The following is a 25,640-nucleotide window of genomic DNA, read 5'->3' as shown; positions in this document are numbered from 1 at the left end:
TCCTTATTGAAATACGCCAACTGATCGCAGCTGCCATTCCTGATTCCGATAATTAACGTCGAGTCCGTATGGCGCTACTTGCCGTTCGAACCTGCCCCGGCCCGTCCTCCCGAAGCTCCGGCCGGCTTGTTCACTCCGACTCGCGCGTCTTGGGATTCATAGACCGGAGCGCTGCCTACTTTGTCATCTCCTACGAACCATTCCATCGTACCTCGCTCGCCCAACAAATATGCCGTGGAACGCGTATTCAGCAGCTTCAGCTTGGATTGCAGCTGCTCCTTCTCGCCTTCCGCGAACGGATAACGGAGCGTGCGCCCGACGGCAAACGGATAACCGCTCACAGGTTGTCCTTTATGCGCGATCTCGCTGAGCGGGAAATAAGTAAAGCCATAATTGAGCATGTGCATGTGATCGTTCCAGTCATTGCGATCATTGATCGTAACCGCGACCAGCTGCTGTCCGCTCCGTGTCGCCGAGCTGACGAGACAGCGAAGCGACTTCTTCGTATAGCCGGTCTTGACGCCATCGGCGCCTTCGTACATGGCGAGCATTTTGTTTTTGTTTTTCCATACGTAGTCCCACGGATCATTGGGGTTCGGTGCCGATTTGCTCTTCGTCTTGACGATTTCCTTGAATACGGGATTCTTCAACGCGTAAGCGGTGAGCTTGGCCAAATCGTTCGCCGAAGAATAATGCCCGTTCGCATCCAAGCCGCTCGGATTCATGAATTGCGTATTCGCCAGTCCCAGAAGCTCGGCTTTGGCGTTCATCATGTGAACGAAGCCTTCCTCCGATCCGCCGACATGTTCCGCGATTGCCGTAGCCGCGTCGTTGCCGGAGCGAAGCATCAGTCCGTAAAGCATATTATGCAGGCTCATTTTCTCCCCGCGACGCAAATAAATCGAAGAGCCTTCCTTGCCTGCCGCACGAGCGCTCGTCTCGACCATATCGGACAGCTTCCCGTGCTCAATGGCAACAATCGCCGTCATAATCTTCGTCAGGCTGGCAATCAGCATCGGCTTGTCTCCATTATGGCTGTACAAAATCCGGCCGGATTCCACGTCGACCAATGCGGCACCTACCGCTCCGGTGCTTATCGCCGCCGGCTTCGCTGCCGCTGTTTCCGCCAAACCAGTCATCAAAAGCAGCGCCGAAACGGCCATTACGGTCCATCGATTCCTCAAGCGGGCGAGCCTCATAGTTGTCCTCCTTCATGATGTCGTTACTCGTCTTGTTCAAGGGCGAAACGAGCTGTCCCCGTCCTGCTGACGGCGCGGCGCATCCCATTCCGAAGAAATACAAGCCGGCGTAGAAGGCAAACCTTATACGACGTTGTATTTCAAGTATATGAATCGGATCGGGATATATCCCAACCCGTCCTAAAAAAAGAAACCGTCCTCGATTGGACGGTTACGGTCATGCGCGAGCTTACCGTCGTCGTTAACGGACGTCCATGCTGTCGATGAGCACGGAATCGATATCGGCCGATGACTGGTCTTTTTTGAACATGCTTTGAATCTTGTCGAACACCTGCGGAGCGGAATCGATTACGCGCTCCATCAGATGCGTCTGATTGTCGAGCGGCACGATGCGAACGCCGTGGGTGCCCACGACCAGAAACGCGATTGGCGTGATGGAGACGCCGCCGCCGCTGCCGCCGCCGAACGGCAGTTGGACGGAAGCATTATGCGCGTCCGCGCCGTTCTTGGCGTGATCATCCATGCGGATATCGCTGCCGCCCGCCACGAACCCGAAGCCCACTTTGGAGATCGGCATAATGACGCTGCCGTCCGGGGTTTGGACCGGATCGCCGACGATGGTGTTGACATCCACCATTTCCTTGATGTTTTCCATAGCGGTTTGCATCAGGCCTTGAATCGGATGGTCTGTCATCAAATTAAGTCCTCCTCAAATCAAAATCGGTCAAATACTGCGCCTTGCCGTTTCTAGCGTTCCCCCTGCCGGAGGTCATTATGTAATCAGCCGCGAAGCAAAATCCGCTGCCAGCCGACGATGCCATTTGGCAACCCTTTGGCCGCATGCTTCATTTTCACGGCCAGCATAATGCCTGCGAAAATAGCGTAACCGAAGGACACCTTCGCGGTGAACTGGCCTTCCGTGGAGAAGTATGCCTGTTGGTAAACCGGCTGAACGGTCATCTCCGGATCCGTTTGGAGGCGGATCAGCTGCGAAAGCACGCCGATGACGGTCGTCTTCGCCGACCAGGCCATGCCGGTCAGCATGGCCGTCCACATGGCGTCGCCGGTGCCGACGGCGCTCGTCCATTTCCATTCGGTTATCCGAATGTGATTCAGCGTTCTGCGGACCCATCCCAGCAAGTCATCCGTATGCCTTAGCAGCGCATGCGTCCAATTGATCGATTGAACGATGCTGCTCGCATTGACGCTGCTCTTCTTCACGCTCGAATCGCTGCCGCCGATGTTCTCGGCCGTCAACTCCCGCTTCAGCTCCATGCCTAAGCCTTGGACCTTCATCTCGGGCAGCTGCCAGTGGTAGTGGACGACGCCGAATAATGCCCGAATGCGCAGTTCGGCATCGTCGTCTTCCCCGACTCGCTTGATACGCCCTCGAATCACGACAGGCGACAAGGCAATGGCCAGCAACAGCAAAAAAATGAGACCTGCCGCGATCATCCATCCGAACGGGTAGCCAAGCATGGCGTATCCCCTCATTTCCCTGAGTTGGTCGGATATAGTATGACCTTGCGAGCAAATCTCATTCGATTAATTTCATGCGAAGTTATTCGTTCTCCGGGACCGGAACGCGCGCTGATCTCGTTTCCGTTTCCAGCTCTGTTTCCGTGTCGGATTCCGATTCGGTTTCCGGTTCGTCGTCGAATTCCTCGTCGTCGGCTTCCGGATCCGATATCGGATCCCCGCCACGCTTGTCCTGCCGATCGCCGCCAAGCTCGGACTCGAGATCGGCGAACGACATTTCTTCGATGGTCATTTGGCGGCCTTCCAGGCGCTCGAAGAGCAGCTGGGTCTGATCCTCCAGGTCGTCATCCAGATGGGACGACGGCTCCGGCAGCGCATCGAGGCTTGCCAAACCGAAATAATCCAGGAAGGATTTGGTCGTGCCGTATAGAATCGGACGCCCGATCTGTTCGGCGCGGCCGACCTCCTCGATCAAATCCTTGCTGACCAACGACTGGAGCGCGCGGTCGCATTTGACGCCGCGGATCTCCTCGATCTCGACGCGCGTGATCGGCTGCCGGTAGGCAACGATGGACAACGTTTCGAGCGCCGCCTGAGACAGGCTCGAGCGCGTCGGCGAATAGGCCATCCGTTCGAAATACACCGTATGATCCGGATTCGTCGTCAACCGGTAAGCGCCGGCGACGAGCGACATCTGAATGCCGCGCTTCTTCGACTTCAAATCCTTCATCAGATCCTTGGCCATATCCGCCGCCACCGCTGCATCCATCTGCAGGATATCCGACAGCTGCCTGGCTGTCAGTCCTTCGTCCCCTGCCATGAACAGCAGTCCCTCAATAATCGACTTCAGCTTCGAATAATCCGCCATCGGTCGTCTCCCCCCTCCAATGCACGACGATATCGTCAAACAAGCTGTGCTGAAAACAACGAATATGCTTCATCTTCATCAGCTCGAGCAGCGCCAGGAAGGTAACGACGATTTCATGCCTGCTCATGTCGTCGCGGATCAGCTTCGAGAAGCGGACGGTTTCGAATTCGCGCAGCACGTCGATGATATCGCGGATCCGATCCTTGACGGAAATTTCGTCCCGGTGGATAGTCGCGATGACATTGCGCCGCGTTGCTTTGCGGAGTGCCTTCTGGAATGCCGCGATGAGGTCGTTGACGCTGAGTCCCTTGACAGGATTGTCCGGCACGGCCTTCATAAAAGGCGACATATCCTCCGGTTCCTTCGTATACACGAGGCTCCGCTCGAATTCCTGCTCCCGCAGCTGTTCGGCGATCTGTTTGTATTTGCGATACTCCACGAGCTTCGCGATCAGCTCGTCGCGCGGGTCAAGCCCGTCGTCCGGCCATTCCTCGTAATCATCCTCGATGATCGGCGGTTTCGGGAGCAGCTGCTTGCTCTTCATCGACAGCAGCGTTGCCGCCATGACGAGGAACTCGCTCGTGACCTCAAGCTCCAGCTCCTGCATCGCATTCAAATAATCCATATATTGGTCCGTAATCTCGCTGACGGAAATCTCGTGAATGTCGATTTCGGCCTTATCGATGAGATGAAGGAGCAGATCGAGCGGTCCTTCGAACGATTCCAATTTGTACGTCACCGCCATGGTGCAGGCCCACTCCCAGAAAAGTAATGATGTGCTTATTCGTGCCTTGGCCCAGCTCCGACTTGCTGCTTAGCCTTGGAGCACTTTCGTCAAATTCGCCATCTCGATTGCCGTAACCGCGGCTTCCCAGCCTTTATTGCCGGCTTTCGTGCCCGCGCGCTCGATCGCTTGCTCGATCGAATCGACCGTCAATACGCCGAATACGGTCGGTACGCCAGTCTTCAATCCCACGGAAGCAACGCCTTTGGCCGCTTCGTTGCAGACGTAGTCAAAATGCGGCGTGGACCCTCTGATAACGGCGCCAAGGGTAATGACGGCGTCGTATTTGCCGCTCTCGGCCATTTTCTGCGCGATCAGCGGAATTTCGAAGGCGCCCGGCACCCAAGCGATATCCACTTCTTCGTCCAGCGCGCCATGGCGCTTGAACGCATCCAGCGCGCCGCCAAGCAGCTTGCTGCTGATAAACTCATTAAAGCGTCCCACGACGACGCCATATTTTAAACCTTCGGAAATTAAATGTCCTTCGAATACGTTCGGCATTGATTAGTCATCCTCTCTGAATTGGCCTGCCTGATGCAGGAGTAAGTGGTTCGTTGCATGTCTTTAACTTAGAAGTTATTTATTTGTTGGTGCGTTATTGGTTAGTTAGCTTGGTTATCGTCGAATTTGAGCAAATGGCCCAATTTGTCCTTCTTCGTATGCAGATACTGATCATTGTCCGCATTCGAGGTCATTTGGATCGGAACCCGCTCCACGACCTCGAGGCCGTAACCCTCCAGACCGCGAATCTTGCGCGGATTGTTCGTCATCAGCTTCATTTGGCGTACGCCGAGATCCTTCAGGATCTGGGCGCCGATGCCGTAATTGCGCAAATCCGGGGCAAAGCCCAGTTTAATATTCGCGTCCACGGTATCCAATCCCTGCTCCTGCAGCTGATAGGCCTTCAATTTGTTGATCAGGCCGATGCCTCGCCCTTCCTGGCGCATATAGAGCAGCACGCCGTTGCCGGCTTCGTCGATCTGGCGCAGCGCCGCCTCGAGCTGAGGTCCGCAGTCGCAGCGGTGACTATGGAATACGTCGCCCGTGAGACATTCGGAGTGCACGCGTACGAGCGTCGGCTTGGAAGGATCGATCTCGCCTTTGACAAGCGCGACATGCTCCTTGTTATCCACCTCGTTCGTATAGGCCACCGCCCGGAATACGCCGAAATCCGTAGGCATCTTTACTTCGACGACCCGCTCCACGAGATTCTCTTTCGAGTTGCGGTAGTGGATGAGCGCTTGAATGGAGATCAGCTTCAGGTCATGCTTCTTCTTGAATTCGATCAGGTCCGGCAAGCGGGCCATGGAGCCGTCTTCCTTGATGACTTCGCATATCACGCCCGCGGGTTCGGAACCGCACATGCTCGCCAGGTCGATCGCCGCCTCGGTATGTCCCGCGCGCTGCAGGACGCCGCCCTTCTTCCCGATCAGCGGAAAAATATGACCGGGACGGCGGAAGTCGCCCGCCTTCGTGCTCGGATCGATCAGCGCTTGGACCGTCTGCGAACGTTCGTACGCCGAGATGCCCGTCGACGTCGAGACGTGGTCGACCGATACCGTGAACGCTGTACCGTGGTAATCGGTATTGCGCTGCACCATCGGCGGCAGCTCCAGCTCTTCCGCGCGCTCCTGCGTAATCGGTACGCAGACCAGACCGCGTGCCTCGGTAATCATGAAATTGATGATTTCCGGCGTCGCCTTGCTCGCCAGCGCGATCAAATCGCCTTCGTTCTCGCGGTCCTCATCGTCGACGACGATGATGGCTTTGCCGCTAATCAGATCGTCCAAAGCTTCTTCGATCGTATTGAATATGGGCTGATCGTCCGACAATTTCCTTGCACCTAGTTGGTTACTCATCGCTATCCGCTCCTTTGTAGGCCGACTGTCTGCCTATGTCTCTGTTAGAAAAACCCGTTCTCCGCTAGAAACGCGGCGGTCAATCTGCTGCCGCTCCCCGGCTTGCCGGCCTTCTTCTCATCCACGCCGTCCGCCTGCTTGTAATGAAGCAAGTGATCGACATACTTGCCAAGCACGTCGCATTCGATGTTGATGACGCTGCCGGCATCCTTGAACTGCAGCGCGGTTTCCTTCAGCGTGTGCGGAATGATGGATACGGTAAATCCGTCCCGGCCCGCATCGGAGACGGTCAAACTGATTCCATCAAGCGTCACGGAGCCTTGCGAAATGACATATCGCATCAGTCTCGCATCAAGTGGCCGTATCTGGAATACAATCGCATTCGCGTCGCTGCGGCGGGATACGATCTCTCCGGTGCCGTCGGCATGGCCCTGCACGATATGGCCGCCGAAGCGTCCTCCCGCCTGCATGGCCCGCTCCAGGTTGAGCGGTTCGCCCGGTCGAATGTCTTTCAGATTCGTATGCCGGTACGTCTGCGGCATGACGTCGACCGTAAAGGAGCGGCCGTCGTATGCCGTCACCGTCAAGCAGACGCCGTTCACCGAGATGCTGTCGCCAATCGCGACGCCTTCCAGAACGCGCTGCGCCCCGATCGCGAGCACCATCGCTTCGCCCTGTTTATACGAACGCTTCAGCGTCCCGATTTCTTCAATAAGGCCTGTAAACATGACAGGTTCCTCCTCTCCCCCGATATCCGAACGAGCTGCCCCTATGCGTGCCGGTCAGTTCCTGCTCCGCTCGCGCGGTCGCCTGCCGCGTGCTCGGGATAACCGCTCATGAAGAGGTCGCCCCCGATTTGCTCGACTTGCACGTCCCGGAACAGAATCGCATGCGCCATCTTCTCGAAGCCTTCGAACTGAAAGACGCCAGGCGCCGCTTGCCCGCCGATCACTTTGGGAGCGATGAACAGCAGCACCTTGTCGATCAATCCGAGCTCCAGCATCGCACCGTTCAGCTTGCCGCCGCCTTCCAGCAGGATGGAGCCGATTTCGCGCTCGCCAAGCTTCCGCATGGCGATATTCAGATCCACTCTGCTCTCCGAGCCGCACACGATGACTTCCGCTCCCGCGGCTTCCAATGCGGCGCGTTTGTCCCGATCGGCGCTCTCGACCGTCAGCACGATGACAGGCGCGGAACGCTCTTGCAGCATGCGGGACTCCGCCGGAAGACGAAGCCGCGAATCGACGACGATTCGAATGGGATGGATGGCCGGCACCGACAGCCGCGTCGTCAGCTCCGGATCGTCGATCAGCGCCGTTTCGACGCCGACCATGATGCCCATGTGCCTATGCCGGAGCGTATGCACCATTTCCCTGGCCTGCGGTCCGCTGACGTACCGGCTGTCGCCCGTCTTCGCCGCCAGCTTGCCGTCCAGGGTCATCGCGGATTTCATCGTAACGAACGGAAGCCTCGTGACGATGAACTTGTTGAACATTTCGTTCATGAGCTGCGATTCCTGCCCCAGCAGGCCGACCTCGACGGCGATGCCCGCTTCGCGAAGCCGCGCTATTCCTCGCCCGGCTACCTGCGGATTCGGATCCTCGCAGGCGACGACCACTCTCGCGACCTTCGCCTCGATGAGCCGTTCGCAGCAGGGTGGCGTACGTCCGTGATGACTGCAAGGCTCCAGCGTGACGTAGGCTGTCGCGCCTTCCGCCTCGCCGCCCGCCATGCGCAGCGCATGGACCTCCGCATGGCCTTCGCCGCGGCGCAAGTGAGCCCCGAGTCCGACGATGCGACCCTCCTTTACGACGACGCAGCCGACAACAGGATTGATGTCCGTCTGTCCCTTGGCCTTCGACGCCATATCGAGCGCAAGCCGCATATAAGCCTCGTCATTCAAAACATCGTTCGTCGACAAAATAAAAATCACCCCTCGGCTGAATCATGCCAACGGGGTGATCGGAGGTGCACAGGTTGAAGGACGCGTTCGAAGACACATTCAAACAAACTCAGCAACCTTGTGAAAAAAAGAACAAGGTTGTCGAGAGATGTAAAAAATGGCATTCACGCGTCCTTTCCTTCTCCCATCCAGACTATACTGTCGGTCCCGGATTCTCACCAGGTCCACCGTCAAGCAGCCATACCGTCCCGAAGGAGTCGTACGCTTGCGAGCCGGGTCACGGACTGACAAAGGCTGCCGCCGCATGAAGCCTAGCGGACTGAATGCCTCTGATCACCGCCGGTTGGGAATTTCACCCTACCCCGAAGGAAAGTCGCAATATTAGTTCTGTTCGATAATGACTTTTAGCTGCTTGTAGTGCCCGTAGACAACATGCCGAAACCCTACAACTTCACTCGCCATTATATTGATTGAAATAGTACCACTGCAAAATGAAAAAAGCAAGGATTTTCATCCCTGCCATTGTCCGGAGGCCGATTGTAAAAGCTGTTTGGAAACATTTAGGATACTACGACTTCCTATTCGTTTAGCAAGAACATAAGAACTCTTCTGACACTCGTACGTCTAACGCCTCTCATGGCCGTCTTTATGATTGCTTTAAACTTAAACACTATCCATGCCTGACCGGGCGGATTGCCATTATGCAACCGCATGATCGCGAAGTTTAGTTTCGAAACCGCTTCACGAAGTTGCCTGCCTGCAGCTCGCGAACAACTCCTCTTACGCCTAGGCTGATTTAGGCCATCTACATCCGAATGTCCGTCTAACCCTCTAAAAGCGCATACAACGTTTCCCGAACGATAGCGTTGGTAAATTATATAGTAGTGTTTTTTCATGAAAAAAGCCCCCCATGGGAGCGCTAATTGAATTCCTTAATATGTAAAAGGGATTCAGCTCTTGCTTGAATATCGGGGTCTTGTTCATAATCATCAATCCATTTATCTACGCCCTCGATAATTAACAAACAAAATAAATCTATTTGCAATTGTAATGCGGCGGCACTGTCTAATGCGACGCTTTTTTGCTGCTCAATCTCTTCTCTATCTTCATGTAAATATGAGCATCTTAATGCATAACAATCGTTACCGGTTAATGATATGACATCATGGGGAATTTCAATAAATATGTCTGCTTTAAAACTATAATGAAGATGAGGCCTTTTAAAAGTGAAGTTATCTTTTATATAAGTATCAAACCAATCTATGTATCTCTCTTTGCTTCCTTTATCAGGGGATTTCAGTCTCCCGCAAATATCTGGAAGCGTTAGTCCCAATATTAAAGCGGAGTACCAGTTCTGAGTTTCCAAAGATAACTTTACCGCTTCTATAAAATTATTCATTCTCTTTCTCAGCATCATTTCATCTCCTCCTTATCGAACAATTCGTTACAAAGGAAGAAAATCCCTTCTATGCGACTAATAGTGTCAAATGACACCCTCGCAGCCGCCGAAGATCGCTTTCACATCGGTTAACAGTTTTGAAATTGTCTTTTTGGATAAATTAATTCAAATCGATTCGACTTCAAATACAAAAAAACCGATCCCGATGTATCATCGGAATCGGTTTCCAGCGCTTTGCCGCAGGCGATTTATACGCCTGCCCCCGCAGCTGCAGCCGCAGAGTCAAGAAGCGATATCAATTCTTGCTGCAACGCTAAAACTTGCTGCTTCGCTTGTATGATTTGCTCTTTTAACGCGATGATTTGCGTAAGCTCGGCACCGCCCGACGCAGGATCGCCGCTTTTCTTCGCGGTTTTCACCTGGGTCCACAACGCCTGCTTCTGCGCACGAAGCGACTCGATCGAGGAACGCTGCGCAGCCAGCTGCGCCTTTAAGGCTTGCGAATTAGCTTTAATCTCAGCTCGCTGCTGCTTCGAAAGCGACTTTGCCGTAGACTTGATCGTTTGACGAACCGTCTTGATCTGCGTTTGCAGATTCTTCTGATCGGCACGCAGAGAGATAAGCTGGTTCTTGAGTCCGGCCGTCTGCGCCTTCCAAACCGCATGCTTACCTGCTGCCGTCGTCGTCGCGTCCGCGGACGCCGTGCCCGTATCCGCGCCGGAAGCGAATACGGCTTGAGCCGAACCCGCCAGCAAAGCGAGTCCGATCACCGCGACCGCCGCGCTTTTTTTCAACATGATGAACGCCTCCTTCAATACATGATGTCCTGCACAACCTACTGTATAGGAAAAATGTATCAAAAGTTTGTCACGGTCGAACGCAACAGCGGCAGCTCCACCTTGAACTCCGTTCCTTTTCCCAGCTCGGAGACGACCGTCATCGTACCTCCGTGAGCCTGCACGATGTAGCGCGCAATGGTAAGCCCGAGTCCCGATCCGCGGGCAGAGCGGCTGGATTCGGCTTTGTACAACCGTTCGAACACATGCGGGACATGCTCCTCGGCAATCCCGAGGCCTTTATCGCGAACCGCAATGAATACGTTCACGCCGGACCGCATCAGACTTACGAATACTTCGGTTCCCGCGGGATTGTGCTCCAGCGCATTCCCGATGACGTTCAACAGCACCTGGCGCAGCCTCGCTGGATCGCCGCGCAGCGTAATCCCCGCTTCCGTTTCCCCGTGAAGATGCATGCCGGTCGAAGCCGCCTTAGCCCGGAGCTGCTGCAGGGTCTGCTGTACCAGCTCCGTAAGATCTACCTCTTCCCACTCGAACCGAATCTGATGCTCTTCGAAAGCCGACAATTCATGGATAGAATCGATGAGCCGCCCGAGTCTTCCCGCTTCCCCGAACGACAGCTCCACGAATTCACCCTGTTCCTTATCGGTCAAAATGCCATCCTTTAACGCTTGAAGCGTACCGCGAATACTCGTAAGCGGCGTTCGCAATTCGTGCGCGATCTCCATCATCAGCCGTCTTCGCTGCTCCTCGACCCGCTCCATTCGCCCGGCCATCGTATTGAAGGCGCCGCCGAGCTTAGCAAGCTCATCGCCCCCTTCAACCGCGACCCGGCTTGAAAAATCGCCGCCCGCAATCGCCCCTGCCGCATGGTTAAGCTGAAGGATCGGCCGCACGAACCTGCGTGTCGCCAGCCACAGCAGCGCAACAAGCGGACCGGCGCAGACGAGCGCAATCGGCCATATCATCTTGCGTATCGGCGACGCGAGCGCCCGCGCATCGGCTGCCTTGGAATAGATAAAGGCGGCCGCCGCGACTTGACCTTTCTTCATGAGGGGAAAGCCTACGACGAGCATCGTCTCGTTATCCTGCTTGCTGAATTTCGAGATGCGCGAGATATGATTGCCGGACGACACGGTATCGATCCAGCCTTTGATGTCGGGACGAACGCCGACCTCATACAAGTCCTGCTTCAGAAACTTTACCTTCTTGCCGACCAAGCTGATGTTTATCTTGTTCTCCTGCTCGATCCGTTTCAGCCTCTTGCGGAAGTCCGCCGCCGTCATCTCGTCCGACAGCCGCTGCTGGAACGCCTCTTCTACGGCACCGGTCTGTCCGTTCAACCGATCGATGCCTTGCCGGTAATAGTTGCGCTGGACGACCCAGCTAATGGAAAGGCTCATAACGAGCACCATGACCAGCGAAATGCATACGGAGGCGAACAGCCACTTGCGAAAGATCGAATTCAGCACGGCACGTTCACCTCGAACTTGTATCCGACTCCCCAAACCGTGGTCAGATTCCAGCCTCTAGCTGTTCCGAGCTTCCGCCGAATGCGCTGGATATATAAGTCCACGACCCGATTCTCGCCATCATAATCCCAGCCCCAAAGCTGCGCGATCAAATCCTCGCGGGAAAATACCTTCTCCGGTCGCCTCGCGAACCAGGCGAGCAGGTCGAACTCCCGCTTCGTCAAATTAATAAACTCCCCGTCGGCGTATACGGCGTAAGCATCCAGACGAAGCAGCAGATTACCTACAACAAGCGTATTCCCCTCGGATAAGCGATCGCTATCCGCAGCGCGCGTTCGCCGCAGCACGGCTTCCACGCGCGCCAGCAGTTCGTTCGGATCGAACGGTTTGACCAAATAATCGTCCGCTCCCATGCGGATGCCTTCAATTCGCTCCTGCACCTCTCCCCGTGCCGTCAGCATGATGATCGGCGTGTAGTCGCCGCTTTGCCGCAGTTCTCTGCAGACCGCCCATCCATCGACGCGGGGCAGCATCAGATCGAGCACGTTTAGCGCGTAATTCCCGCCGCTCCGGATGCTGTCCAAGGCCGTTCGACCGTCGTACGCCACGTCGACCTCGTAGCCGTGCTTCGTTAAATACAGCTTCGTAATTTTGACGATCGAAGAATCGTCATCGACGACAAGAATGCGTCCCGAAATGGTCTTCACCTCCTACTCCCCAAGTCGCGTATAGGATTCATTATGCAATAAGCCGCCCTCCTATGGAGAGCGGCTTACGACTCGCCGATGGGACGAAAAAACCGCAGTCGGGCGGATAGGGATCCACCTGCTGCGGTTCGAGGGTTTTAGACTTCGACGATTTCGACTTTTTCCATTTTGTCGCGGCCTTGGAAGGCATCGACATGCTCCATGCCTTGCGCGACTTTGCCGAATACCGTGTGCTGACCGTCCAGATGCGGCTGCGGCTGGTACACGATATAGAATTGGCTTCCGCCCGTGTTACGGCCGGCATGCGCCATCGCGAGCGCTCCGCGCTCGTGTTTGTTCGGGTTGATTTCGCAGTTGATCGTGTAGCCGGGGCCGCCGGTGCCCGTACCGTTCGGGCATCCGCCTTGCGCTACGAAGCCAGGGATGACGCGGTGGAAAGAAAGGCCGTTGTAGAAGCCCTCGTTAACCAGCTTCTCGAAATTCGCAACCGTGTTCGGCGCGTCGTTTTCAAACAGATCGATCAAGACCTCGGATCCGTTTGCCATGGTGATTTTCGCTTGTTTTGCCATTGATAAATTGCCTCCTGTCGAATCGGTTATTTAACTGCGGACGTCTGCAGACGCGCCGGAATAACGTCGTTGCCGATGATATCGTCAAGCGATTCGCGCTTAACGGCAACGTCTGCGGCACCGTCTTTGACAAAGACGACCGCCGGACGGCGGATACGATTGTAATTGCTCGCCATGGCATAATTGTACGCGCCCGTGCAGAAGACGGCAAGCAGGTCGCCGCTATTGGCTTTCGGAAGCTCCAAATCGATGATCAGCTTATCGCCGCTTTCGCAGCACTTGCCCGCTACGGTTACGGTTTCTTCGAGCGCGTCGTTGGCGCGGTTCGCCAGGACGGCCTCATACTTGGACTCGTAAAGCGCAGGACGCGGATTGTCCGTCATGCCGCCGTCGACCGCGATATATTTACGTACACCGGGAATATCTTTGCTTGTCCCAACCGTGTACAGCGTCGTTCCCGCATCGCCGACCATGCTGCGGCCGGGCTCAACCCAGATTTCGGGCAGCGGATAGTTCGCCGCGGAGAAGTTGGACTTGATCGAATCCGTGATAGCCTTGACGTATTGCGAGATCGGAAGCGGCGTGTCGCCTTCCACGTAACGGATGCCGAAGCCTCCGCCGAGGTTGATGACGCGGAACGTCACGTCGAGCTCGTTCTTCACTTGAACGGCGAAGCCGGCTACTTTGTCGACAGCCATCGCGAAGCCTTCGACTTCGAAGATTTGCGAGCCGATATGCGAGTGAACGCCGAGCAGCTCCAGGTTCGATTGCGCGACCGCTTCTTGAATCGCCTTGTATGCCGTGCCGTTGCCAAGGTCAAAGCCGAACTTGGAGTCCGTTTGGCCCGTAGAAATGTAGTCATGCGTATGCGCTTCTACCCCTGGCGTAATGCGCAGGAGAACGTTGACGCGCTTGCCTTTATCGGCAGCGAGCGCGTTCAGCAGGTACATCTCGTTGAAATTGTCCACGACGAAGCAGCCGATGTTCGCATCGAGCGCCATGTTGATTTCGTCCGGCGTCTTGTTGTTGCCGTGGAAATGGATGCGCGCAGCCGGGAAGCCGGCTTTCAGCGCCGTGTACAGCTCTCCGTCGGAGACGACGTCAAGCGACAAGTTCTCTTGCTCGGCGATGGAGCACATGGCCATGACGCTGAACGCTTTGCTGGCGTATGCGACTTGGAATTTCAATCCCGACGCGCGGAACGATTCCACGTATTCGCGGGCTCTCTGGCGAACGAGGCCTTCATCTACGATGTATAGCGGCGTGCCGAATTGCTTTGCCAATTCCGTCGTATCGCACCCGCCGATTTCCAAATGCCCTTGCGCATTGATTTTGCTGGTTCCATGTAAGTACATTCGTTTCCCCTCCGCATTCTCCAAAGAAATTACCCAAAAGTGTTATTTGCACCATTTACACCAGTATAGCGCATTCGGTTCCCCGCCGAAATGGATAATTTCACATTTCATTTGCATTTCTTTCTGAAGAGCTACCTGGATTCCTCTCCGTTAGGCATTCTGTCCCCCTGCTGCGGCTTCAAATAGTTCGGGCGCTTGCGATTCTGAAGCACCGGCACTCTCAGCAGGATGCCGAGCATGCCCTTGGCGTCGAACGGAATAAACGGCCACATGTAGGGACGGTTGAAGGAACGCTCCATGCAGAGCAGGATGAAGAAGGCCGTCGTCGCGACCACGAAGCCTTCGACTTTGAACGAAGCGACGGCCACAATCAGCACGAGCCGGATAATACGGTTGGCAAGGCCCAGCTCGTAGCTCGGCGTGGCGAACATGCCGATGGCCGCAACCGCCATATACAGCACGACCTCGTTGACGAACAGCCCCGTCTTGACGGCAATGTCGCCGATCAAGATCGCGGCGATCAAGGACATGGCGGTCGCGAGCGGCGTCGGCGTATGGATAGCCGCCATCCGCAGCAGATCCACCCCGATTTCGGCGATGAGGAACTGCGCGACCATCGGCAGGCGGCCTGCCTTCTGCACGCCGATGAAGTCGAGCGCCGGCGGCTTCAGCTCCGGCTTCAGCGTGAACAGAAACCATAGCGGCAGCAGGAAGAGCGAAGCGGCAATGCCGATGAACCGCACCCAGCGCAGGTACGTGCCGATGAACGGGGTTTGGCGGTTCTCTTCCGCATGCTGGAGGAGATCGAAGTAAGTCGTCGGCAGAATCATGACGCTCGGCGCCGTATCGACGAAGACCGCGATGTTGCCTTCCATGAGATGGACGGCGACGGTGTCCGGCCGTTCGGAATAGCGGACGAGCGGGAACGGATTCCAGCCTCGTTTCACCGTTGCCTCCTCCAGCTGCTTGTCCGCCAGCGGCAGGCCGTCGATTTTGACCTGCTTGATTTTGTCGCGGATCGACTTCAGCATTTCTTTGTCGACGATATCATCGATGTAGGCGATACAGATGTCCGTCTGCGTACGTTCGCCGACTCTGAGAATCTCATAACGGAGCTGCTTGTCTCTGAGCCGGCGCCTGACGAGCGTCACGTTGGTCAGCATGGTCTCGACGAAACCGTCGCGCGCGCCGCGCACGACCCGCTCCAATGAAGGCTCTTCCGGATTGCGGCCCGGGAAGGCCTTCGCGTCGATCAGCAGCACCTTCGAATCGCCTTCGATGAACATGGCCGTGCCGCCGGAGAGCACGCCCGTCATCATGTTATCCCAGTCCGGCTCCTCCACGACCTGGATCGCGGGAACGTAGAGACGGAAGAAGTCGTGGAAGGAGGTTGTTCGATATTCATCGGCTTGCAAGTAGGTGAGCCGCTTGAGAATTTCGGTCAGAATGGTATCCTTGGCGAAGCCGTTGAAGAAGAAGAAGGCCACGCGGCGTTCGCCGAACGTCATCTCCCGCAGGACGATGTCGAAGGTTGTCTTGTAGCCGACTTCCTCCTCCAGTTTATGCTTGAATTCTTCGAGCGACTCCGGGATCGGGACGTTTTTCTTCTCCTCATGCATCGGCTTGCGGTGAACGATGATAGGTTCGGACGCGAGATCGCCGTCCTCCGCAGCCTGCCGGGGTTCCTCCTGTTCGGAATCGGCGTTCTCAGGTCTCGTATCGACCGAGAAGCCTTGCCCGTCCTCGCGCCAGAACACGTGAACCGGCTTCTTGAATTCCGTCGCTCCTTGTTCTTTCTCGCCATTCTCGCTGTCGCGCATCTTCAAACCCTCTCTCTTTTGTCAAATCCCGCTGCGGTCAGGGGTCCATATATTGAAATACCAGCCAGTCGAATAAGGAGCCCGTTACTTTCCCGAGCACCATCGCATACACGAGGCTGACGAGATAACGGCTGAGCCTGACGCGTTTGGCCAGTATCGGAAGCACGTTCATGACCTCCGTCAACGCCGCACCGAGCATGCCGACGAATATACCGTCAAATGTCCCGATGGTGACCATAGAGACGATATGGGGCAGCCATAGCCGCCATTCCAGGAAATCGGCCAGCGACCAGAAGACCGCGCCGCTCACGACGGCCGTCTCGAACCAGATCGACTTGCGGTACGCGAAGCCCAGCTGCGCCAGCCGGGGAATGATGTCGAGCACGATCAGCAAGGCCGCAAGCGCGCTGCCGACGCCCAGTCCCCCGGCGAAGCCCAGCAGCGCCACGAACAGAGATCCGCAGGCGCTAACCATCGTCTATTCCTGCTTCGGGCTGCTTTCGCCGCTTCTGACGCGGATGCGCCTCCTCGCCCGGTTCGTTCTTCTTGCGCATCTCGTCGGCGATGACGTAAGCATTGACGCTCTCCTCGTACATATACAGCTCTACTTCGAGCGGGTTAGGTTCTTCGTTGAACCGTTTGCGGAACAAATGGTTGAAAAACACGAGCATGCCGATTCCGATTCCGATGGAATAGGGAATCTGGAACCACAGCGGATGCTCCGTCTTCTTGCCCGTGACCAGCTCCGTGATCCGCTCATGCACATCCTTCATGCTGACGTCCGTATGGAAATTCATGATGGCAAGCCCCGATCCGAAGAACAGCAGCAGCCAGGTCACGAACAGGACGGGCTTGAGCGGCTCGCGGGGCGCATCCGCGACGATGACCAGCACCTGCGGATCGCCGTATGCGTCCACGACGGCTCCCGGGGCTTCCTCGCGAATCAGCCGGACGATCTGCAGCAGGTCGATGACGACGCGGTTGCCGTCCTTCAGCGTATGGCGGTGCAGGACAAGCGACTCCAGCCTCGTCTCGAGCTCCGGATCGCTTGCGAATAAGCGTGCCGCCTGACCGAGCGCGACGATTCCCTCGGGCCGGATGCCGATCCGCTTGCGAAGGCGCAGATATACGTTCGGCGTCGTGTCGGGATTCATCGTCCTCCTTCACCTCCTCATCGTCATGAACTCCCCGTTAGTATGAGAAAAGGAGCGGAAGGATAATCAGGGCAACGCTGCCAAAGATAAAATAACCGAGTGTCATCCATGGAAACGCCCATCGAATCGTCGAAAGAACGAGGCGGCCGAATCGGCAGCGCGACAAAAAAGCCGACCGCCCCTGCCGGGCAATCGGCTTTTCGTTAGCCGCCGTTCATTGCGCGATCTGGTCGCGAATGAGCTGCAATATTTTCTTCTCCAGCCGCGATACCTGCACCTGGGAGATGCCGAGCCGGGCAGCGACCTCCGACTGCGTCTGATCCCGGTAATAGCGGAGGAAGACGATCAGGCGCTCGCGCTCCGACAGGCCGCCGATCGCTTCGTTCAGCGCCAGCTTATCGAACCAACGTTCCTGCGAATCGTCGGCGATCTGATCCATCAGCGTGATCGGGTCGCCGTCGTTCTCGAACACGGTCTCGTGGATCGAGGTCGGCGGCTTGTTCGCTTCCTGCGCGAAGACGACATCCTCCGGCGTGATGCCAAGATGTTCGGCGACTTCCTTGATCGTCGGCAGGCGTCCCAGCACCTTCGAAAGCTCGTCCTTCGATTTGCGCACCTTGTTGGCCGTCTCCTTCAAGGAGCGGCTGACCTTCAGCGTGCCGTCGTCGCGGAGGAAGCGCTGGATCTCGCCGATGATCATCGGCACCGCATAGGTGGAGAACTTGACCTCGTAGGACAGATCGAATTTATCGACCGATTTCAGCAAGCCGATACAACCGATTTGGAACAAATCCTCCGGCTCGTAGCCGCGTCCCATGAACCGCTGCACGACGGACCAAACAAGACGGATATTGCACTGCACCAGCGTGTCGCGCGCCAGCGTGTCTCCGGCCTGGCTGAGCGCAATGAGCCGCTTCACCTCGGAATCATCCAAATAAGGCTGCGCCGTTTGTTTCATATGAACATCCATGCGGTCCAACCCCTATGCGCCTAATTGAAGAGCGCTTTTTTCGATTCGATGCGCTTCGTCATTGCGATGGCAGTTCCGTTGCCGGGCTCGCTCGATACGTCGAAACCATCCATGAAGTTTTCCATAATCGTAAACCCCATGCCGGAGCGTTCCATCTCCGGCTTGGAGGTATAGAGCGGCTGGCGGGCCAGCTCGACATCCTCGATTCCCCGCCCCTTGTCCTTCACGATCAACCGGACGACGTCGCCCTCGATGATGCCTTCGATTGTGACCATGCCGCTGGAATCGCCTTCGTAGCCGTGAATGATCGCATTGGTGACCGCTTCGGACACCGCCGTCTTCAGGTCGTTCAGTTCCTCGAGCGTCGGGTCCAGCTGGGAGACGAACGCCGCCACCGTGACGCGCGCGAAAGCCTCGTTCTCCGACCGGGCGGAGAAGGTAAGTGTCATCTCATTTCTCGCGTTCATGAAACGACCTCCAAACTCGTGAGCGCTAACCGCTCGTTATCGTGAATCGGCAATATTTTGAACAAGCCCGACAGTTCGAACAGCCGGTAGACGCCTTGGTTCACGTCGCAGACGACCATCTTGCCGCCTCTGGCCTTGAGCTGCTTGTAGCGGCCGAGAATGACGCCCAGACCGGAGCTGTCCATGAACAGCAGCTCCTTCAGGCTGAGAATGACATGGTCGCTGTTGCCGCGAAGAATCGCTTCTTCCATCTTGAACCGGACGACATCGGCGGTGTGGTGATCCAGCTCGCCGCGCAGCCTGACGATAAGCACGTTACGGTAATGTTCCAATTCAACCTGCAAGCTCATCCTCTTGTCCACTCCTAACGTCTAATTTGCGGAGCACGAGCCACCCCGAACCGGCCTTCGGCATTCGGCGATCGCTTTCGTGTTGTAGGAGGATTCTACGCTTCGCACGTCGTTTCCTGCCCCCCGACAAAACTAGAAGCAGAGTGCTACAAGCAGACAAATTGCGCGCGGCGGGACGCGATTCCCGCCGCACGAGGCTCGGCGATTCAGCCGAACAGACTGCCCATGGAACGCTTGAACAGCGTCCACCAGCCTGCGCGGTCCACGGAGACCGGGGCATCGACGGCGAATTCCGTCAGCACTTGGTCGCCTTGGAAGACGATCAGTTTCCCGATCGGCGCATTAATCTTGACCGGCGCTTTCAGCGGGTTGATGCGCAGCTCGTAACGGATATCCTTGACGGAGCTGCCTTTCTTCAGCAGCACGCTGTACGAATGCTTAGCCGTGAGCGGAAGTACCGGCTGCATGCCTTTCTCGATCTTGACGCTGCCCATCGCTTCGCCCTTCTTGAAGATGGTGTGGTTCATATATTGGGCGAACGAATAATCCAGCATTTGGGATACTTCGGCATTGCGCGTCTTCGTGTTCGGCTCGCCCATGACGACGGCGATCACGCGCAGGGTATCCCGGTGCGCCGTCGCGGTGAGGCAGAATTTGGCCTCGTTCGTAAACCCGGTTTTCAGCCCGTCCGCGCCGGTATAAAAACGGACCAGCTTGTTCGTATTCACGAGCCAGAATGGCTTCTCGCTCGATTTGCGCAGGTAATCTTGGTACGCGCCCGTGTATTTCGTAATTTCGTTATGCTTCAGCAGTTCTCTCGACATGACGGCAATGTCATGCGCGGACGTATAATGTTCCGACGCAGGAAGACCGTTGCAGTTCATGAAATGGGTGTTCTTCAGACCCAGCTCGCCTGCGCGCTTGTTCATCATGTCGACGAAGGCCGACTCGGTGCCCGCGATTTTCTCTGCCATGGCGACGGAGGCATCGTTGCCCGAGGCCATGGCGATGCCCTTCAGCATCTCGTCGACCGTCATCTGTTCGCCGGGCTCCAGGAAGATCTGCGAGCCGCCCATGGAGGCCGCGTACTCACTCGTCGGAACTTTATCCGTTAGCTTGATGCGCCCTTGGTCGATGGCTTCCATGATGAGCAGCATCGTCATGACCTTCGTGATGCTGGCCGGTGGCAGCTTCGCATGGCTGTTCTTCTCGTAAACGATCGTCCCGCTGTCCGCATCCATAAGGATCGCCGAGCGTGCGGACGGCGCCAAGTCGGCAACTCCCGCGCTTTGCGGAGCCGGCGATGCCGGTTTCTCTTCGGCCCGGGCCGATACGGGTACAGAAAGTGCCATAACCATCGTCATTCCTGCGACGACGAGATGTTTCCAGTTGTTTTTCATCGATGTTCTCCTCCTGAGTGATGCCCGCGGCATAGGTGATACGGTTGTCGCCGACCTTCTTCGGCGATTCGCGTTTCATTCCGAAAACCTTATGGAAAGGTATAAGCGTGAAACTTATACGTTCGATAAGGTAAGCAAGGCCGCAAACCGGCTAAAATCTCATTCCTATTGTGCACCTGAACGGACTAAAATATTCCAATCCGGCCCGTGAAAATGAAAAGGAGCCGTCCTAAGCCTGACGGCTTATCGGACAGCTCCTTTATCTTTCCTGAACGATGCGGACTAGAACCGCTTCACTCCCTGCTCCGTTACGATCGAGAGCAGCAGCGGCGACGGCAACACCGCTGCCTCGTCGATGGTATAGGCCTCCTGCACCCGCTTCAATACGGCTTGCACGGCAGCGCCTTCTTCCCTCACATGCAGCAGGGCAATCGTCTGGCCCTCGCGAACTTCCTCGCCAACCTTTCGCTGCAGCGTGATGCCGACCGCGTAATCGATGACGGAGTCCTTGGTCTCGCGTCCCGCTCCCAGCAGCATTGCCGCCAGCCCCAGCTCCTCCGCCTGAATCGCGTGCACATGGCCGCTCTTCGGCGCGGGCACCTCCACGATATGCGGGGCTTGCGGCAGTAAGGTCGCATCGTCCGCAACGTCGGGATTGCCCCCCTGCGCGGCTACGAACTGCTTGAACTTGGCCAGCGCCTCGCCCGAGCGGAGTTTCTCGCGAAGCATTGCTTCCGCTTCCTCCAAGCTTCCGGCTTGCCCGCCGAGCACGACCATGTGGGAAGCCAGCGCGATGCACAGCGACGTCAGATCGTCCGGTCCGCGGCCGTGAAGCGTATCGATCGCCTCACGCACCTCGAGGGCGTTCCCGATCGCGAAGCCGAGCGGCTGATCCATGTCGCTGATGAGCGCCGCCGTCCGCCGGCCGACCTGCGTGCCGATCTCGACCATGGCCATCGCCAGCTTCTCGGAATCGTCCAGCGTCTTCATGAACGCGCCGCTGCCGGTCTTCACGTCCAAGACGATGGCGTCCGCGCCGGCCGCGATCTTCTTGCTCATGACGGAGCTTGCAATAAGTGGAATCGATTCCACAGTGGCGGTCACGTCCCGCAGCGCATACAGCTTCTTGTCCGCCGGCGCCAGATTGCCGCTTTGGCCGATAATGGCGACGCCGATATCGTTGACCTGCGCAATGAAGTCCTCGCGCGACAGCTCGGACCGAAAGCCCGCCATGGATTCCATTTTGTCGATCGTCCCGCCGGTGTGGCCGAGGCCTCTCCCCGACATTTTGGCGACGGGTACGCCGCAGGACGCCACAAGGGGGCCGATAACGAGACTCGTCTTATCCCCCACGCCGCCCGTGCTGTGCTTGTCCACTTTAATGCCGCGAATGGGCGTCAGATCGACCAGATCTCCCGACTCTGCCATCGCCATCGTCAACGCAGCCGTCTCGCCTGCATTCATGCCGCGAAAAAAAACAGCCATCGCCCAGGCGGACATCTGATAGTCCGGAATCTCCCCGCGGCTATAGCCTTGAATAAGAAACGACAGCTCTTCGTTCGTCAATGATCCGCCGTTTCGTTTCTTTTGAATGATGTCGACCGCTCGCAAATCTGTTGGCCTCCTAAGCGTTACCCCGGGATGCGCGCTGCCCGGAATTCATCCTTGAGCCGTACCCGGATTCCGCATTTTCTCTCGCTGCGCTTTCACGATCAGCTGGTCGAGCGTCTGGCTGAGCTGGAGCACGTCCCGATCAAGAAACGACTCCTGCCTCATGGCGGCAGCGACCAGCTGCCCGCGAAGGCGCTCAAGTAAATGATAGCTTTGCTTGTCCATGAAAAAAATTCCCCACTTTATGAAGGATGGTGTAATGATTATCACGGACATTATACGACGATGATTCAAGAAAGAATGTCACAATGAGTCGACCCAATTGTTACATTTTTGTTACAGCCTACATCAAAGGAATCAGTCCCTGCACGAGTCCAAGGAACCGGGATTTGACGCGTTCTGTCGTTTCCATGACTTCATCGTGGGACAACGGCTGGTCCAAAATGCCCGATGCCATGTTGCTTATGCACGAAATACCAAGAACTTCCACGCCGGAATGATTCGCCGCGATGACCTCCGAGACCGTCGACATGCCGACAGCATCCGCTCCAAGGATGCGCATCATGCGGATTTCCGCCGGCGTTTCGTAGGAGGGCCCCAGCACGGCGATGTAGACGCCTTCCTGCAGCGAGAAGCCCTGTTCCTTCGCGACATCGGCGGCCAGTCCGCGCAGGCGCTTGCTGTACGGCTGCGACATGTCCGGAAAGCGGACGCCGAGCTCGATGTCGTTCGGACCGACGAGCGGATTCTGTCCTTGGAAATTGATATGGTCGCTGATCAGCATCAGATCGCCTGGCTCGTAAGCCATGTTCACGCCGCCGGCCGCATTCGTGACCACCAGCTTGTCCGCACCGATCGCTTTCATGACGCGGACGGGAAATGCCGTCAAATCAGGACCATAGCCCTCGTACATATGGAACCTTCCGCGCATGAGCACGACGGGCCGGCCGGACAGCGTGCCGATCAGCAATTCCCCCGCATGGCCTTCCACCGTCGAGAGCGGAAAATGCGGGATGTCCGCATAGGGAATCACGACGGCCTTCTCTATGTAATCCCCCAAAATACCCAAGCCCGAGCCCATGATCAGCCCGATCTCCGGCTTCACTTCGATTTTCCCCAAAATATATTCCGCGGCTTCGCGGATTTGCGCAGCTTTCAATGTCATTCGAACATGCCTCCAATGTGGTCTGGTTGCGCCGGCGCCTTGACTCCCCGCGCGTTGGTCTCTCTCTCCCGTGCGGTTACTTCAATTCATGCAGGAAGGACGTCCCGTTAGCCGGATGCTTCACGCCGAAATTATCCGCGATCGTAGCGGCAACGTCGGCATAGGTCGCACGCACGCCCAAGGAGCCGGGCTTCGCAAGTCCTGGACCGTATGCCAACAGCGGCACGTATTCGCGCGTGTGGTCGGTTCCCCGGTAGGTCGGATCATTGCCATGATCGGCCGTTACGATGAGCAGATCTCGATCGCCCAGCCGCCGCATCAGGTCCGGAACCGCCCGATCGAACTCCTCCAGCGCGCCGGCGTAGCCTTGCGGGTCGCGGCGATGGCCGAACAACGAGTCGAAATCGACCAAGTTCGTGAAGAGCAGACCACGGAACGGCTTGTCCAGCGCCTCCAGCGTCTTGACGATGCCGTCCGCGTTGCTCTTGGTCGGCGTCGCCTCCGTGATGCCTTCCCCGCAGAAAATATCGTTGATCTTGCCGACCGCGATGACGTCGAAGCCGCCGTCCTGCAGCGCATTCAGCACGGTTGGCTCCGGCGGCTTGACGGCGTAATCATGCCGGTTCGAGGTTCGCTTGAAGGAGCCCGGCTTGCCGACGAAAGGACGCGCGATGACGCGGCCGACCGCATACCGCTCGTCCATGGTCAGCTCGCGCGCGATCTCGCAGGCGCGGTACAGCTCGCCCAGCGGAATCAAGTCTTCGTTGGCCGCGATCTGGAAGACGCTGTCGGCGGACGTATACACGATCCATTTGCCCGTCTTGAGCTGCTCTTCGCCCAGCTCGTCCATAATCTCCGTGCCGCTGGCCGATTTATTGCCGAGCACGCCTCGGCCCGTCCGTTCCTCGAAAGCCTGTATCAGCTCTGCCGGGAAGCCTTCCGTGAAGGTTTGGAACGGGACGGTGATTTTGAGACCGGCGATTTCCCAGTGGCCCGTCATCGTATCTTTACCCGAGGATACCTCGGCCATTTTACCATAATACGCGGTCGGTTCGCCCTCCGGTTTCCAGCTTCCCAGCTGCTCGATCCGGTCAAGTCCCCATTTTCTCATATTCGGCAGGCTCATCTCGGGAACTTCGCGTAAGATATGTCCCAGCGTATGGGAATCCGCGTCTCCGAACGCCGGCGCATCCGGCAGCTCGCCGATGCCGACGCTGTCGAGCACGATGACTGCAATGCGGTTAAATCGCATATGGCTTCACTCCGTTTCCGTATCGTGTTGCTGATGAATCAGATCTGCCGTTTGGCTCGCGGGTGGGCGAGATCGTATACGTCCTTGATTCGCGTCTTCGTCTGCTGGACATACAACTGCGTCGTCTGCAACCCGGCATGGCCCATCATTTCCTGAACGGAATGAAGGTCCGCCCCGTTCTGCAGCAGGTGGGACGCGAACGCATGGCGCAGCGAGTGCGGGGCGAGATCGGATTCGATGCCCGCTTCCCGCGCATGCTTCTTGATGATCTTCCAGAAGCCTTGGCGGGTCATCCGGCTGCCCTGCAGGTTGACGAACAGCGCTTGTCCGCCGTCCTTCGCCAGCCGCGGCCGGATGTCCGTCAAATACGCCTTCAAGGCTTCGGACGCGGCTCCGCCGAGCGGTATGATCCGCTCCTTCGCCTTGGCGTCGATGCAGCGAATGAAACCCAGCATCAGCTGGACATGCTCAAGATCCAATGAAATAAGTTCGGATACGCGCATGCCTGTCGCATAGAGCAGCTCCAGCATCGCTATGTCGCGCATGCCTGCCTGGGACGTGCGGTCCGGCGCGGCAAGAAGCCGCTCGACCTCGTCCAGGGTGAGCGCCTCCGGCACGCGCTTCTCCTGCTTCGGAGCTTCCAGATGCTGCGCCGGATCGGCCGCTATGCTTCCGCCGGCAAGCAAATAGTGAAAAAAGGCGCGCGCGGAAACCATTTGCCTGGATATGGTCGCGGAAGACCTTCCCTGCTGCTTCAAGCGCAGAAAATAATAAGATAAATGATGCTTCTGAATATCTTGCACGCGCTCGATTCCTTCGGCCTTCACATACGCCAGCAGCTGCGTCAAATCCCGCTCGTACGACTCCAGCGTAAGCGGGGAGCGCCTGCGGCCGGCCGTCTGCAGCGAGCCGATAAATGCCGTTACATATTCGTTCATCACGCGTTCCTTTCCGGCTTCTGCGGCCGCCGTTCGGCCTAACGAATGCTTACTTCCACGGCATGCCGCTGTATTCCTGCATCAGGACGCCCTGCTTGTCGTAACCGTCAGCTGCCCGGCAC

26 protein-coding genes, 1 pseudogene and 1 riboswitch are annotated in these 25,640 nt (G+C 57.0%); all 27 genes and pseudogenes read right to left on the bottom strand.

Annotated features, from left to right (window positions below; translation table 11 throughout):
- Positions 1-74 precede the first annotated feature (74 nt).
- Positions 75-1,139, bottom strand: a complete 1,065-nt coding sequence (locus GT003_RS08375) for a D-alanyl-D-alanine carboxypeptidase family protein (RefSeq protein ID WP_239565756.1) — start codon at positions 1,137-1,139, stop codon at positions 75-77.
- A gap of 301 nt (positions 1,140-1,440) precedes the next feature.
- The gene (gene ytfJ / locus GT003_RS08370) at positions 1,441-1,893 is read right to left on the bottom strand and encodes a GerW family sporulation protein (protein WP_161696429.1); all 453 of its coding nucleotides are present in this window, start codon (positions 1,891-1,893) and stop codon (positions 1,441-1,443) included.
- An 86-nt stretch (positions 1,894-1,979) separates the two neighbouring features.
- Positions 1,980-2,678: a DUF2953 domain-containing protein gene (locus tag GT003_RS08365; RefSeq protein WP_161696427.1), complete on the bottom strand. Its 699-nt coding sequence runs from the start codon at positions 2,676-2,678 to the stop codon at positions 1,980-1,982.
- Between the two features lie 271 nt (positions 2,679-2,949).
- Positions 2,950-3,546, bottom strand: a pseudogene (gene scpB, locus GT003_RS08360) (SMC-Scp complex subunit ScpB); the annotation flags it as partial.
- Positions 3,512-4,291, bottom strand: a complete 780-nt coding sequence (locus GT003_RS08355; RefSeq protein WP_161696423.1) for a segregation and condensation protein A — start codon at positions 4,289-4,291, stop codon at positions 3,512-3,514. The gene GT003_RS08355 and the pseudogene scpB, both read right to left, overlap by 35 nt.
- Before the next feature lie 69 nt (positions 4,292-4,360).
- Complete coding sequence (ribH, locus tag GT003_RS08350) at positions 4,361-4,831, bottom strand: 6,7-dimethyl-8-ribityllumazine synthase (protein ID WP_161696421.1); 471 nt, start codon at positions 4,829-4,831, stop codon at positions 4,361-4,363.
- A gap of 101 nt (positions 4,832-4,932) precedes the next feature.
- A complete protein-coding gene (locus GT003_RS08345; protein ID WP_161696419.1) occupies positions 4,933-6,189 on the bottom strand; it encodes a bifunctional 3,4-dihydroxy-2-butanone-4-phosphate synthase/GTP cyclohydrolase II in 1,257 nt (418 codons plus the stop codon).
- Positions 6,190-6,233: 44 nt separating this feature from the next.
- Positions 6,234-6,917 (bottom strand): riboflavin synthase, encoded by a 684-nt coding sequence (ribE, locus tag GT003_RS08340; RefSeq protein WP_161696417.1) that lies wholly within the window; start codon positions 6,915-6,917, stop codon positions 6,234-6,236.
- Positions 6,918-6,958: 41 nt separating this feature from the next.
- On the bottom strand, positions 6,959-8,074 hold the full coding sequence (ribD, locus tag GT003_RS08335) for a bifunctional diaminohydroxyphosphoribosylaminopyrimidine deaminase/5-amino-6-(5-phosphoribosylamino)uracil reductase RibD (protein WP_161697266.1): 1,116 nt from the start codon (positions 8,072-8,074) through the stop codon (positions 6,959-6,961).
- Between the two features lie 190 nt (positions 8,075-8,264).
- Positions 8,265-8,466, bottom strand: a riboswitch (FMN riboswitch).
- A 545-nt stretch (positions 8,467-9,011) separates the two neighbouring features.
- Entirely contained in the window at positions 9,012-9,509 is a 498-nt protein-coding gene (locus tag GT003_RS08330; protein ID WP_161696415.1) for a hypothetical protein, read from the bottom strand.
- A gap of 230 nt (positions 9,510-9,739) precedes the next feature.
- Complete coding sequence (locus tag GT003_RS08325; RefSeq protein WP_161696413.1) at positions 9,740-10,288, bottom strand: hypothetical protein; 549 nt, start codon at positions 10,286-10,288, stop codon at positions 9,740-9,742.
- A 59-nt stretch (positions 10,289-10,347) separates the two neighbouring features.
- On the bottom strand, positions 10,348-11,760 hold the full coding sequence (locus tag GT003_RS08320) for an ATP-binding protein (protein WP_161696411.1): 1,413 nt from the start codon (positions 11,758-11,760) through the stop codon (positions 10,348-10,350).
- Positions 11,754-12,467: a response regulator gene (locus GT003_RS33010; RefSeq protein ID WP_204798885.1), complete on the bottom strand. Its 714-nt coding sequence runs from the start codon at positions 12,465-12,467 to the stop codon at positions 11,754-11,756. Before GT003_RS33010 ends, GT003_RS08320 begins: the two co-directional genes overlap by 7 nt.
- A gap of 137 nt (positions 12,468-12,604) precedes the next feature.
- On the bottom strand, positions 12,605-13,036 hold the full coding sequence (locus GT003_RS08310; RefSeq protein ID WP_161696409.1) for a peptidylprolyl isomerase: 432 nt from the start codon (positions 13,034-13,036) through the stop codon (positions 12,605-12,607).
- Between the two features lie 26 nt (positions 13,037-13,062).
- Positions 13,063-14,391, bottom strand: coding sequence for a diaminopimelate decarboxylase (gene lysA / locus GT003_RS08305; protein WP_161696407.1), 1,329 nt, complete (start codon positions 14,389-14,391; stop codon positions 13,063-13,065).
- 131 nt (positions 14,392-14,522) lie between these two features.
- The gene (locus GT003_RS08300; protein ID WP_161696405.1) at positions 14,523-16,211 is read right to left on the bottom strand and encodes a spore germination protein; all 1,689 of its coding nucleotides are present in this window, start codon (positions 16,209-16,211) and stop codon (positions 14,523-14,525) included.
- Between the two features lie 37 nt (positions 16,212-16,248).
- On the bottom strand, positions 16,249-16,686 hold the full coding sequence (locus tag GT003_RS08295; RefSeq protein WP_161696403.1) for a stage V sporulation protein AB: 438 nt from the start codon (positions 16,684-16,686) through the stop codon (positions 16,249-16,251).
- A complete protein-coding gene (locus GT003_RS08290; protein WP_161696401.1) occupies positions 16,679-17,365 on the bottom strand; it encodes a stage V sporulation protein AA in 687 nt (228 codons plus the stop codon). Before GT003_RS08290 ends, GT003_RS08295 begins: the two co-directional genes overlap by 8 nt.
- A 214-nt stretch (positions 17,366-17,579) precedes the next feature.
- Entirely contained in the window at positions 17,580-18,335 is a 756-nt protein-coding gene (gene sigF / locus GT003_RS08285; protein WP_161696399.1) for an RNA polymerase sporulation sigma factor SigF, read from the bottom strand.
- A gap of 20 nt (positions 18,336-18,355) precedes the next feature.
- Complete coding sequence (gene spoIIAB, locus GT003_RS08280; protein WP_161696397.1) at positions 18,356-18,802, bottom strand: anti-sigma F factor; 447 nt, start codon at positions 18,800-18,802, stop codon at positions 18,356-18,358.
- Complete coding sequence (spoIIAA, locus tag GT003_RS08275) at positions 18,799-19,152, bottom strand: anti-sigma F factor antagonist (protein ID WP_161696395.1); 354 nt, start codon at positions 19,150-19,152, stop codon at positions 18,799-18,801. Before spoIIAA ends, spoIIAB begins: the two co-directional genes overlap by 4 nt.
- Before the next feature lie 206 nt (positions 19,153-19,358).
- A complete protein-coding gene (locus tag GT003_RS08270; RefSeq protein ID WP_420831428.1) occupies positions 19,359-20,510 on the bottom strand; it encodes a D-alanyl-D-alanine carboxypeptidase family protein in 1,152 nt (383 codons plus the stop codon).
- A 324-nt stretch (positions 20,511-20,834) separates the two neighbouring features.
- On the bottom strand, positions 20,835-22,163 hold the full coding sequence (locus GT003_RS08265; protein WP_161696391.1) for a pyrimidine-nucleoside phosphorylase: 1,329 nt from the start codon (positions 22,161-22,163) through the stop codon (positions 20,835-20,837).
- Positions 22,164-22,211: 48 nt separating this feature from the next.
- Positions 22,212-22,388 carry an aspartyl-phosphate phosphatase Spo0E family protein gene (locus GT003_RS08260; RefSeq protein WP_161696389.1) on the bottom strand — a complete coding sequence of 59 codons (177 nt, stop codon included), beginning with the start codon at positions 22,386-22,388 and terminating at the stop codon, positions 22,212-22,214.
- Between the two features lie 118 nt (positions 22,389-22,506).
- Positions 22,507-23,328 carry a purine-nucleoside phosphorylase gene (locus GT003_RS08255; protein ID WP_161696387.1) on the bottom strand — a complete coding sequence of 274 codons (822 nt, stop codon included), beginning with the start codon at positions 23,326-23,328 and terminating at the stop codon, positions 22,507-22,509.
- A gap of 76 nt (positions 23,329-23,404) precedes the next feature.
- Complete coding sequence (locus GT003_RS08250) at positions 23,405-24,580, bottom strand: phosphopentomutase (RefSeq protein ID WP_161696385.1); 1,176 nt, start codon at positions 24,578-24,580, stop codon at positions 23,405-23,407.
- A gap of 38 nt (positions 24,581-24,618) precedes the next feature.
- Complete coding sequence (locus GT003_RS08245; protein WP_161696383.1) at positions 24,619-25,518, bottom strand: site-specific tyrosine recombinase; 900 nt, start codon at positions 25,516-25,518, stop codon at positions 24,619-24,621.
- Between the last annotated feature and the right edge of the window lie 122 nt (positions 25,519-25,640).

The sequence above is a fragment of the Paenibacillus sacheonensis genome (genome assembly GCF_009909195.1).
Classification (GTDB): domain Bacteria; phylum Bacillota; class Bacilli; order Paenibacillales; family Paenibacillaceae; genus Paenibacillus_Z; species Paenibacillus_Z sacheonensis.
Note: the sequence above shows the minus strand (reverse complement) of the source record. Positions and strands in the feature narration are given on the sequence as shown.

Excerpts from the sequence above, each read along its gene's own strand:
- ribH (WP_161696421.1), bottom strand. The coding sequence starts at position 4,831 with ATGCCGAACGTATTCGAAGGACATTTAATTTCCGAAGGTTTAAAATAT.
- ytfJ (WP_161696429.1), bottom strand. The coding sequence starts at position 1,893 with ATGACAGACCATCCGATTCAAGGCCTGATGCAAACCGCTATGGAAAAC.
- GT003_RS08365 (WP_161696427.1), bottom strand. The coding sequence starts at position 2,678 with ATGCTTGGCTACCCGTTCGGATGGATGATCGCGGCAGGTCTCATTTTT.
- ribE (WP_161696417.1), bottom strand. The coding sequence starts at position 6,917 with ATGTTTACAGGCCTTATTGAAGAAATCGGGACGCTGAAGCGTTCGTAT.
- lysA (WP_161696407.1), bottom strand. The coding sequence starts at position 14,391 with ATGTACTTACATGGAACCAGCAAAATCAATGCGCAAGGGCATTTGGAA.
- GT003_RS08295 (WP_161696403.1), bottom strand. The coding sequence starts at position 16,686 with ATGGTTAGCGCCTGCGGATCTCTGTTCGTGGCGCTGCTGGGCTTCGCC.
- GT003_RS08250 (WP_161696385.1), bottom strand. The coding sequence starts at position 24,580 with ATGCGATTTAACCGCATTGCAGTCATCGTGCTCGACAGCGTCGGCATC.
- GT003_RS08270 (WP_420831428.1), bottom strand. The coding sequence starts at position 20,510 with ATGGTTATGGCACTTTCTGTACCCGTATCGGCCCGGGCCGAAGAGAAA.
- GT003_RS08310 (WP_161696409.1), bottom strand. The coding sequence starts at position 13,036 with ATGGCAAAACAAGCGAAAATCACCATGGCAAACGGATCCGAGGTCTTG.
- GT003_RS08375 (WP_239565756.1), bottom strand. The coding sequence starts at position 1,139 with ATGACTGGTTTGGCGGAAACAGCGGCAGCGAAGCCGGCGGCGATAAGC.
- GT003_RS08355 (WP_161696423.1), bottom strand. The coding sequence starts at position 4,291 with ATGGCGGTGACGTACAAATTGGAATCGTTCGAAGGACCGCTCGATCTG.
- sigF (WP_161696399.1), bottom strand. The coding sequence starts at position 18,335 with ATGGATGTTCATATGAAACAAACGGCGCAGCCTTATTTGGATGATTCC.
- GT003_RS08245 (WP_161696383.1), bottom strand. The coding sequence starts at position 25,518 with ATGAACGAATATGTAACGGCATTTATCGGCTCGCTGCAGACGGCCGGC.
- GT003_RS08345 (WP_161696419.1), bottom strand. The coding sequence starts at position 6,189 with ATGAGTAACCAACTAGGTGCAAGGAAATTGTCGGACGATCAGCCCATA.
- GT003_RS08255 (WP_161696387.1), bottom strand. The coding sequence starts at position 23,328 with ATGACATTGAAAGCTGCGCAAATCCGCGAAGCCGCGGAATATATTTTG.
- GT003_RS08260 (WP_161696389.1), bottom strand. The coding sequence starts at position 22,388 with ATGGACAAGCAAAGCTATCATTTACTTGAGCGCCTTCGCGGGCAGCTG.
- spoIIAB (WP_161696397.1), bottom strand. The coding sequence starts at position 18,802 with ATGAACGCGAGAAATGAGATGACACTTACCTTCTCCGCCCGGTCGGAG.
- GT003_RS08325 (WP_161696413.1), bottom strand. The coding sequence starts at position 10,288 with ATGTTGAAAAAAAGCGCGGCGGTCGCGGTGATCGGACTCGCTTTGCTG.
- GT003_RS08290 (WP_161696401.1), bottom strand. The coding sequence starts at position 17,365 with ATGAATCCCGACACGACGCCGAACGTATATCTGCGCCTTCGCAAGCGG.
- ribD (WP_161697266.1), bottom strand. The coding sequence starts at position 8,074 with ATGCGGCTTGCGCTCGATATGGCGTCGAAGGCCAAGGGACAGACGGAC.
- spoIIAA (WP_161696395.1), bottom strand. The coding sequence starts at position 19,152 with ATGAGCTTGCAGGTTGAATTGGAACATTACCGTAACGTGCTTATCGTC.
- GT003_RS08300 (WP_161696405.1), bottom strand. The coding sequence starts at position 16,211 with ATGCGCGACAGCGAGAATGGCGAGAAAGAACAAGGAGCGACGGAATTC.
- GT003_RS08330 (WP_161696415.1), bottom strand. The coding sequence starts at position 9,509 with ATGATGCTGAGAAAGAGAATGAATAATTTTATAGAAGCGGTAAAGTTA.